Origin of the sequence: Bacteroides sp. CAG:189, from assembly GCF_000432295.1 — a bacterium.
Lineage (GTDB): Bacteria > Bacteroidota > Bacteroidia > Bacteroidales > Bacteroidaceae > Bacteroides > Bacteroides salyersiae.
This window is the reverse complement of the sequence record NZ_HF991049.1, coordinates 1-10,629: the sequence shown is the minus strand read 5'-3', so window position 1 is coordinate 10,629 and position 10,629 is coordinate 1. Positions and strand designations below refer to the sequence as shown.

The 10,629-nt window shown below is 48.7% G+C and carries 5 protein-coding genes; all 5 read right to left on the bottom strand.

Features of this window, described 5'->3' with window-relative positions; all coding sequences use genetic code 11:
• A partial coding sequence (locus tag QVP90_RS06910) for an FG-GAP repeat domain-containing protein (protein ID WP_288203984.1) occupies positions 1 to 927 on the bottom strand: 927 nt, incomplete at its 3' end.
• 95 nt (positions 928 to 1,022) lie between these two features.
• Positions 1,023 to 4,211 (bottom strand): glycoside hydrolase family 66 protein, encoded by a 3,189-nt coding sequence (locus QVP90_RS06905; RefSeq protein ID WP_264380977.1) that lies wholly within the window; start codon positions 4,209 to 4,211, stop codon positions 1,023 to 1,025.
• 30 nt (positions 4,212 to 4,241) lie between these two features.
• Complete coding sequence (locus QVP90_RS06900) at positions 4,242 to 5,774, bottom strand: RagB/SusD family nutrient uptake outer membrane protein (RefSeq protein ID WP_021936013.1); 1,533 nt, start codon at positions 5,772 to 5,774, stop codon at positions 4,242 to 4,244.
• A 12-nt stretch (positions 5,775 to 5,786) separates the two neighbouring features.
• The gene (locus QVP90_RS06895; protein WP_224203226.1) at positions 5,787 to 8,906 is read right to left on the bottom strand and encodes a SusC/RagA family TonB-linked outer membrane protein; all 3,120 of its coding nucleotides are present in this window, start codon (positions 8,904 to 8,906) and stop codon (positions 5,787 to 5,789) included.
• Between the two features lie 207 nt (positions 8,907 to 9,113).
• Complete coding sequence (locus QVP90_RS06890) at positions 9,114 to 10,544, bottom strand: sugar porter family MFS transporter (protein WP_007481891.1); 1,431 nt, start codon at positions 10,542 to 10,544, stop codon at positions 9,114 to 9,116.
• Positions 10,545 to 10,629: the final 85 nt, after the last annotated feature.

The following is a 10,629-nucleotide window of genomic DNA, read 5'->3' as shown; positions in this document are numbered from 1 at the left end:
TTTCCCTACAACGGACGGATATACGGATACGGTCTCCTGACGGTTGTTTCCGGATAATCCCGTACCACCTTTGCTCAGTTTTACACCACGCACACAAGTCGGTTTGAGTCCGGAAGGCATATAGAACGTTTTATCGAAAGATCCCCTCCCGCTTTTGCTGTATCCGTTGTTCTCAGGTTTGGTAGCCGGATCACGCAGGTTGACACTCACTTCCTCATCGTTTACCGAACAAATGGCCATATCGTCGTAACCGTCGCCATTGAAATCCAGCAACAAAGGAATATCGTTTTTGGTACCGAACTGCATATTCGCAATATCCTGATTGGCAAAATCGGGAGTCTTATATTCCGTAGTGGAAGGGGTGAAAGAGCATAACCAATTTCCCCTATCGTATAAAACCACATCCGCCTGCCCGTCGTTATTCATATCCCCGGCCAGCAGATAATCATTGTCCGAAATACCGAAAGCAAGGTTCACATCCGGAGCCATTGCCATAAAATGCATCAGCCACCAAAGCCCGTATTCATTATCGCGCCGGATAGCGACATCTCCTACACCGTCACCGTTGAAATCTGCCGAGAGCGCCTTATCGCCTACCGCCATACCGTAAACCACATCCTGCGGGTCGATAAAATTATTATTCCCGTCGTTATAGTAAAATCTCCAATGGATGAGCTGGTCTGCCGCGCAGGAACGGTCTACTTCGCACAAGTCAAAATAACCGTCACCATTGGCATCATACACAAACACTTCGGCTATCGGCACGTCTTTGGTCTGTGTGGGAACTGTAAGGTCTATCTTTCCGTCCAAATCGAAATCGAACTGATAACCGGCCTCGTAAGACCAATATACAATGCCATCGGACTTCTGGGCATAAGTGAAAACCGCCATTGTACAGGCTAAAACTGCAAGTACTAAATTTTTCATAACTATTAAATTTTAATTATACAATAATTTGTTTAATTTCAGCATTGGATAATGCTGAGCAAAAATTAAAAAGCTCTAAATCATGTTTGTTTGATTTACCGGAGTACCACCGAAGCGTATAGCCGGTGATACCCCTCTTGTTCCACATCGCTGATCGTCAGCAGATAGGCCCCCTGCGACAACGGAGGAATGCTACAGGAGAGCACTCCGTTGCCAAAACGAAGCCTGTCTTCATAACAGATACGTCCTCCCATATCCGCCAACCGGATCTCGCACAGACGCTCCTGCCCCGTTCCTCCGGATATAATCATCCGGGAACCTCCGTCATCGAAACAGACGCTTATCTCCTCTTTTTTTTTTGAAGATTCGATTCCCGTATATTTGTCCGACATGAAAATCAGATTGTCATAATCGGCACTGTTCCTGTCTACCGGCCCCATAAAGACCGATACCACGATGGCATCCGCCCAATCTTCTCCCCACAGGCCGGTAATATCTTCCCGGAGATCCCGCTCATATTCCACCCATTCGTCTACCTTGGGCTTCACGGGAGTCAGCGTAAGATAAGCCAATCCCGGCTGGGAATACCCCACGCGATAGAACAGGTCTTTCGTTTCCCATACGGGAGAACTGTCGGACGGCTTTATCAGACGGAAACCGAACCAGCAAGCCGTGGTGTTATGGGAACGGACAGCTATCTTAAACCGGTTGAAACGATCGAGCGGTACACGGATCGCACCGTCCGAAGTGGTGGTAAACCGGATCATTCCCGGAGTAACCTGCAATGCTTTCTCTCCGGCAAATGCATCTGTCACTGTCTGGATCTGAGACACGTTACCGTTATAGTCGTTGGAGACGATAAGCGGTTCCTGATCGTCGAGAATGGTAATCGCAGCAGTCTCTTCGGAGCGCAAAGTCTCTCCGCCGGCATCGTAACGGAAGGGGAATAGATCGAATGCGACACTTTTCTCCGCAGGTGCTTCGGGCATTCCGACCGTGCTGTTGAGATGCAGCACCAAGGTGGCAAAAGTACCGAGTGAAGACAACGACACTTTTACCTTATCGCCTTCTCTGGTATAATCTACCTTCCGGCTGCCTTCCAAAGTAACGCAATAAAGATCTGCCGGCACTGCATCTTCCGGTAAGGTGAAAGAGAGACCGGTCGCCTTTGCCACAGGCGCCGTATTCACCACATCCCAACGCAAATCGACCGAGCTGCCGTAGTTCACCAGATCGACAATCAGAGCATCCGCCCGGCCAGTCCGTTTATCCCAACGTCTTTTCAGTTTGGCATAGATGCCGTCGGCATTATCCAGAGCCAAATCCGACTGATTGTAATCGGCAATGACGTAAGCGCGGTTGGAATAATACAGATAGGCTCCGTAGGCTTCCGTAAACTTATTCCAACGGGCGATCTGTTCGAGCACTTCCAACGGATAGTTCACAGCATGGAAAGGAACCGGATCGGTAAAGCTCGCTACTCCGTCCACCACTTGCGCAGCAGGATAACCGCCGGCCGAGAGACAGGTTGCAAATTGATAATCGATATTTTGTTTCGGCCAGCCGGTCGTCAGGTTCATCTCTGCAGGCGGATAGAAATTGGCGAAAACCGGCTTATCGGGGTAACGCGATTTTGCTTCATAAATGTCACGGTAAAGATCGGTGTATTTGGTTCCCGTGCCAAAAGGCCAGAGTTCCATAAACTGATGGTTGGCTACCGCTCCCGTCGTGTAATGCGGGATATTCCCGTTTGTAGACGGCAGTTGCAATGCCGTAGTAGTGACGTCCGCACGCTGTTCCTTCACTGCCAGATCCAGGCGTTTGACCAACGGAGCCATCTCCGACGAGAAATTACAGGCAGCCTCCGTTCCGTCACAGACATAGCTATCGGGCAGGCCGTACCAATCCCAACGGTATCCGTCCCAATTATACTCTTTCTGAGCCGTCACCGCCTGATGCACAAAATAGTCGTTGAAGTTTTTATACGTCTCTCCGCCGATGGTATACGGGGCATCCACCGATTCGTTGGTAGACATGAGGTAGAGATAAGAACCGCCATAAGTGATAAAGCTACGGTCGCCCGCATTGCGCATGGCCCAATCGGGACAGGTATGGGCAAAAGCCGGAGTTGCGGCATAGATGCCGGTATAGCAGACCGAACGTCCACCGATACTGCGGAATTTCTCTATCTTCTTCTTCATCATGGCCTTGCTCGTCCAAAGACGGTCGTCGCCGACGTATGTATTCCAGGTTTCCGTCTGAGGGGCTACCTCCTCATGGGCTCTCATCCAGGGATGATATTCCAGCGTATTGATTCCTGCGGCTTCCAGATTGCGCGCCCACTTATCCACATCCAGCGAATTGTCGAAGATACAAGTCCATCCGTGCCGGAGATTCACCTCTTTCCCCGTCTCTTCAAGGGTAGCCAAAGGCAGGACGGCAGGGCGGGACTGATCCGCATCCGCAGACATAACGGCAAGTACCCCCGTCAACGGCACTGTCACGGTGCAGTCCACCGTCCCGTAACCATTGGAATCAGCATAGTGTTCGTATTGCGGCTTGTCTGCCGACCAATAATTGATGAGTATCTGTCCGGTCGAAGCACGGTAGAGTGCCATATCGGTATAGCCGTCTCCATTGAAATCTCCGGTAAAGGGAACATCTTCCGCCGTCCCGAACACCACCCCGTTGATGGCAAGGGGCATATCGAACTCGGGATATCCGGTAAGAGATGAAAACGCTACATACCAAGTCGACGTAGAGGGACGGTAAACGGCAAGGTCATCTATTCCGTCACCGTTAAAATCACCGGACAAAGGGATGTCTCCGGGCAGTCCGAACTGACCTCTGGCATCGATGTTCCCCTCACAAGGGGAAAAATCGATGTACCAGGTTGCCAGTCCTCCGGCTCCTGAACGCATCACGGCGATATCGGTCTTTCCGTCACCGTTAAAGTCGCCCGTCACATACTTGTCCGTAGCACTGATGCCAAAGCCGACCGGAGTGCTTGTTATCCAATCCTTTTTACCATTATTTATTTTCCATACCCATTTTATCATTTCGCCGGTAGTCTCCACCTCGCAGATATCCACCCGTCCGTCTCCGTCATAATCGCCCACGCAAGCTCCTCCTGTGAAAACGGCATCCAACGTTTGAGAAATAACAGACTGGTTACCGATGTCGAAATTCCATCCCGCCTGCGTTCTGTAAATCAAATCGTCGTGAGCACCGGCCCCTACAGCCAGGGAGAAAGAGACAACGGACAAGAGAATTTTCTTTTTCATATTCCTTTTCATCTTCTTTTTCATATCGGGTTAATAGCCGGGGTTATTAGGTCTCAAATTTGGGTTTGCATCGATATCGTCCATAGGAACAGGCAATAACAGATGCTTGGGAGTTGTGAAATTCGTTTTACCTATACTGTGGAAGAATTTCTTGGCGTACTCCCCATTCTCATCGTAACGGATCAAGTCGAACCAACGGTGTCCGCCCTCGAAAGCCAACTCCATACGGCGTTCATGACGGATAATCTCCCGTAATTCCGTCTGGTCTTCAGTCGTTACCTCAGGCAATCCGGCCCTGACACGAACGCGATTCAACGGCCCGCCCTCCTCATAGGATGCGGCAGGAGCACAAGCCTCCGACGTACGCCCCTTTTCATTCAAAGCCTCGGCATACATCAGCAATACATCCGCATAACGCAATATGGGGAAATTCAACGGGCTATCCATAGCGCGATCCTGTCCTATATCCTCACAGAGGAATTTCTTTACGTTGTGTCCGGTCTGAGAAACCGACGGATCATAAGCCCAGCCTTTGTACTGGTCGCCCTGACACCACACGGAAACGGATTTCCGCAAATCTCCCGCTTCATAAGAATTCACAAATTCCGGATATACGGCAAACCAGCCGAAGTTACCCCATCTGCCACCAATCGCTATCGGGGCCAAAGGAGCCATATAGTCATTGTGCCACCCGCCCTGTCCGAGGATGTCAAACTCGGAATATGTGGTCACATCTTTCTCATACTGTACTTCGAACAGGCTCTCGGGGCCATTCTCACGCAGGTAGTCGAAATTCCAATCGTATTTTCTGTTCAAGGTATATATATTCAGCGCATCCAGTTCCTCAATAGTAGAAATGACATCATCGTATTTCTTCAAGGTGAGATATACCTTGGCCAGCAGTCCTAAGGAAGCGCCTTTGGTGGCACGGCCTATATCGGAAGAAAGTTCGTATTGCGCCGGCAGCATGGAAGCAGCATCTTTCAAATCCTGTATTATCAGTTCGTAAACCTCTTCTTTTGGAGACCGGGATACCTGCAGATCGTCGCCTGCTGTCTGCTGGGTCTTGATCAGAGGAACATCACCAAACAAACGTACCAGATTAAAGTAATACAAGGCACGCAGGAAATGGGCTTCCCCCTTATACTGGACAATCTTTTCCGGACTTACCCGGGCCGCATCATCGATGTTGTTCAAAATCCAGTTTGTCCGGCTGATTCCGGCCCAGGGTCCCCGCCATAATTCCTTTGCACCGGAATTATCACTGGTAGTTATAAAATTGGCAAGCTGTGTTGTTTCCAGCCCGTTGCCGCCCGCTTCATTGCCCACACTCCCCTCGCCGGCCACAATATCGAGTGTCCACATACGGAGATTGTACATATACGAACTCTGCAAGCGCTGATACATGGAGTTCACTCCACTCTCGATCTCTTCGGCCGTACCTTTTTCAAAGAAATTATCGGTAATAATCTGGTCATTAGGCAATATCTCCAACTTATTCATACAACTCTGGTTACAGAGCGACAGTCCTAAAAAGGCGAATATATAAATATACTTTTTCATGGCTTTATGTTATTAGAATTTAACGGATACACCAAACATATAGGTACGCGCGGACGGATAGACACCGTAATCCAATCCGCTCAATCCGGCTTCGGGATCCAGCCCCGAATAGTTGGTTATGGTACAGAGATTATCTAAACTGACGTAAAGGCGCAACGCTTTCATCTTTGCCTTGCGAATCCACTTTTCCGGCAGTGTATATCCGAATGTCAGATTCTTGAGCTTCGCATAGGCACCGTCTTCCAGCCAACGGGTAGAGGCACGCGAATTGTTGTTCGGATCGGCATAAATGGCACGGGGCATCGAGTAGCTGCTCCCCTCGCCTGTCCATCTTTCCAGAGTAGTTGCCAACTGGTTATACGTACTGTTCATACTCTCATGACTGGCCCGCACGCCATTCCACACCTGGTTTCCTAAAGCGCCTTGAAAGAAAATGCTCAAATCAAAATTCTTATAGCTGAATGTGTTGTTGAAACCGAAAATACAATCGGGAGAAGGATTACCGATAACGGTACGGTCCAGATCGTTTATTTCACCGTTCCCGTCTACATCGACAAACCACATATCACCGGGAGAGGTGTTTTTATAAGGATTGTGAGAGGCTTTATCCGGAGCACGGTTTTCCATGACAGGGCCGGTGAACACTTCATCGAGTGTCTGATAGATTCCGCCCAACTCGTATCCGTAGAAAGAATTGATGGGCTGGCCTTCACGGATCAGGCTCACACCATTCAGTATCTCCGGGCCACCGATCGAAACCACTTCATTGTGATTGAAACTCATATTCAGACTGGTTTCCCACTTAAATTCTCCTACAAAGTTCTTAGTGTTGACGGTGAATTCGAAACCACGGTTCAGTACTTTACCGATGTTTACCGGTGGCCAGTCCGCCTGTTCCAAAGAAGTGCCGCTTGTCTGCGGAACCGGTTTCTTGGTAAGCATGTCCCGGGTATTCTTCACATAGAAATCAAGATTGGCGACAATACGGTTTTGCAGAAAACCAATGTCGAGACCTACATTATATTGTTCCACCGATTCCCACTTCACTGATGGATTGGACAAGAGGTAAGGATAAATCAGATTCACTAAATTGGACTCGAAACCCCGTTGCGAACCGAAATTATAAACACCGTTCACACTCAGTTTATCGGCAAAGGCGTATGCACCGATATTCTGATTACCTGTTTGTCCGTAACCGGCTCTGAGTTTCAGTAAAGAGACGGGCTTGACGGACTGCATAAATGCTTCATTGCCGATATTCCAGGCAGCAGCGAAAGAGGGGAAGTAACCGAAGCGGTTATCCTTACCGAACTTCGACGAACCGTCTGCACGGAAAGTAGCTGTCAGCAGGTAACGGTCATCATATGAATAATGCAGACGGGCCATGTACGACATCAATGCCCAACGGTATGAATTGCCTCCTACATCGGTAGCCTTGGTCGCATTGTCCAGTTCGGTAGTCAGTTCGCTGGCACGTCCGGAACCGGCAGCCGATACGGACTCTTTCTTGTATTCCTGATAAGAAGTACCTATCATGGCATTGATGCGGTGCTTTCCGAAAGCCTTGTCATAATTCAATGTATTGTCCCACAGATACAACTGCTCATAAGCGGAAGTGACCGTCTGCATGGTATTTTTCGATTCATTCATCCCCCATTTGTATTTGGGAATGTACGAATTGTTATAATCGTATCCCAACTCGGCTCCCCCTGTCGTCTTGAATTTCAGTCCCTTTATGATTTCCCACTCTAAAGAGATGTTAGACAGCATACGGAATCCCTTCATCCGGTAGTTTTGTTCATTGATGATGGCTACCGGGTTCAATGCGTTTCCATTCCACTCCGCATTGCCCGTAGGCCCGGCATATTCTCCGTTGTCATCATAGATAGGAATGGAAGGCAATATGCGCATTGCATTCTGGATAACCGTACTTACGGGCTGGGTACGGCGATTCTCCGCACTCAGGTTTACATTCGCCCTTACGGTGATGTTCGATGCCAGTTTGGAGGAGATGTTCGATTGCAGGCTCAGACGGTTGTAAGACGAATTCTTCATGATGCCGTCCTGAGTATAATATCCCAAAGAGGTGGCATGACTTATCTTCTGATTGCCACCCAGCATGGATAGATTGACTTTCTGCATCGGCGCAGTGCGGAAGATGGCATCCATCCAGTCGGTACCTGCTCCCAACGACTCCGGATCGGCAAAAGCCGGATTCAAAGAGTATTCCGGGCCGGCATTGGTACGCATCTCATTGTGTAAAGCCGCGTATTGCGACGCATCCAGCATCTTGTATGTTTTGGCCGAATGCTGTATGCCGTAGCTGTAATCAAAATTGATTTCCGTATGTCCCTCCTGTGCCTGTTTGGTGGTAACCATCACTACTCCGTTGGCTCCCCGCGAACCGTAAATAGCCGTAGCCGAAGCATCTTTCAAGACATCGATGGATTCTACATCGTTCGGATTCAAGTACCACATGCCGCCGCTTACAGGCACCCCATCGATCACATACAAAGGAGACGCGTCGTTGATGGTACCCACACCACGTATCAGAATGGATACATCACCGCCCGGCGTACCGGAATTCTGCACGACCTGTACCCCCGACATCTTTCCGGCAATGGCCTGCATCACATTGGAAGTGGCATTCTTGGTGATCTCTCCCGAACGGACGGAAGAGACAGCACCCGTAACGTCTTTCTTACGCATCGTGCCATAACCCACTACCACCACTTCATCCAGTGCCGCCACATCTTCCTGCAATACCACTTCGACAAAAGCCCTTCCGGATACGTTTACTTCCGTAGTGACATAGCCTATATAAGAAATAACTAAAACAGGCTGCCTTCCGGTGACATTCAGTGTAAAGTTTCCGTTCAAATCTGTTATGGTAGCATTATTGGTACCTTTCTGAGAGATATTGGCAGCAATGACAGGCAGGCCGTCCGGGCCCTTTATAATACCTTTTACGGTCTGTTGCTGCTGTGTCACGTTCGAAATACCGGTTTCACTGCCCGCATCGGAATGTGCGGTAACACCGGCGAAAAGGGTGATCGGAGAGATAAGAAACATCGCAGTCCCTATAAGCAAAGTGTGCTTCATGCGACTCTTACATTGATACTCTGTTTTCATATTCATTGTGTTTTCATTTATTATAATCTATAATTATATCCCGGTAAAAAAAAGAAGGTCGGCCAGCATCAAATGACGAATGTAAAAGTACGGAGAAGTGTTATACCTTCTTTCCACCATTTTAGCTGATAATTATGATATTTTACCATAATAGTCTTATTATCGCCCGAATATTGATATGATTCCAATATTCCGGGCATTTTTTCCCTATTTCAAGAAACGTGGTTTGCCCCCCTTGCGCCAATATTCCTCAATCTTTTCCAAAGAGACTCCTTTGGTTTCAGGCACATAGAAGTATCCCCATATCAAGGCTGCCAGAGCTACCACGGCATAAAACCAGAAAGCACCGGCCGGATTCCCCAAGTTCTCACCTTCTGCATAAATCTCCGTACCGCTTATCGTGAAAGCATGTACGATCTTGAAGAAAGTAAACGAAACGATGCTATTGAAAAACCACACGGACAAGGAACCGATGGATGAGCCCAATCCCCTGAGTTTCTGGGGAAATACTTCGGAGATGATAAGCCACCCCAACGGGCCGATGCTGATAGCGAAAAAGGCAACATAGAAAAAGACCAACAGGACGGACAACCATTTGCCGGCATCGCCCAACGAAGCGGAGAAAGCAAAGCAAATGCCCAACAGAATCAGCGAAACCGTGATCCCGGTCAGACCGGTGAAATAGAGTTTGCGCCTTCCAAGCCTGTCTACAAAATACACCGATACGATCGTGAACAGCAGGTTGACCGCCCCTACGCCCACCGAGGCCCATATAGCGGAAACCGTACCGTCGAACCCGGCCATGAGGAATATCTTGGGACTGTAATAGATCACGGTGTTGATGCCTACAAACTGTTGGAAAAACATAATTCCGATGCAGATGATCACGGCATTGCGCAGCCAGGGCTTGAACAGTTCGCGATAACCGGACTTCTCCTCACGACTCTTAGCCACTTCTTTCCGGATCGCTTCAAAAGCATCGTTTCTGGATTCCGGACTCTCTATACGCGAAAGTACGGCCAGTCCTTCCTGCTCTCTCCCGCGACCGATTAACCAACGCGGCGTCTCGGGCATACACAGCATACCCACAAATAATACGATAGCGGGAATCACGCCTACATAAAACATCGGCCGCCAGCAGTCTATCCGGCTTTCATCGGCAAAAAAGAGATCGGAAAGATAAGATACCAAAACACCGATAGTAACCATCAACTGGAACATCGACACCAAAGCTCCGCGTTTTTTTGCCGGAGAAATTTCCGCAATATAAAGCGGTACAGCAAAAGAAGAGACACCGATAGCCACTCCTAAAAACAAACGGGAAGCAATGAGGTGATACACATCGGGCGCAAATCCGGACCACAACGCACCGATGGCAAAAACCACGGCCGATGCCAAAATCACCTTTCTACGGCCGAGCGTATCCGTCACTTTCCCGCAAAAGAGCGCTCCCAAGATAGCACCGCACAACCCGGAAGCCGTAATAATTTCAATCATACCGTTATCGATTCCGAAGTCTTTCTGAAAGAAAGGGATAGCCCCCGATATAACTCCGGTATCAAACCCGAACAACAGCCCGCCCGTAGCGGCAACGACTGCAATCACATAAATAAGCTTGCTATTATACTCTGTTTTCATGGTATTTATTTTTAAATTTAAGTTGCTAAGTGATCAAGTAGTGAGTAGTTTAGTAGTCAAGTAGTAAGTAGTTAAGTAGTAAGTA

Bases quoted from the DNA above. Each gene is read 5' to 3' on its own strand.
- QVP90_RS06895 (WP_224203226.1), bottom strand. From the start codon at position 8,906: ATGAAAACAGAGTATCAATGTAAGAGTCGCATGAAGCACACTTTGCTT.
- QVP90_RS06890 (WP_007481891.1), bottom strand. From the start codon at position 10,544: ATGAAAACAGAGTATAATAGCAAGCTTATTTATGTGATTGCAGTCGTT.
- QVP90_RS06905 (WP_264380977.1), bottom strand. From the start codon at position 4,211: ATGAAAAAGAAAATTCTCTTGTCCGTTGTCTCTTTCTCCCTGGCTGTA.
- QVP90_RS06900 (WP_021936013.1), bottom strand. From the start codon at position 5,774: ATGAAAAAGTATATTTATATATTCGCCTTTTTAGGACTGTCGCTCTGT.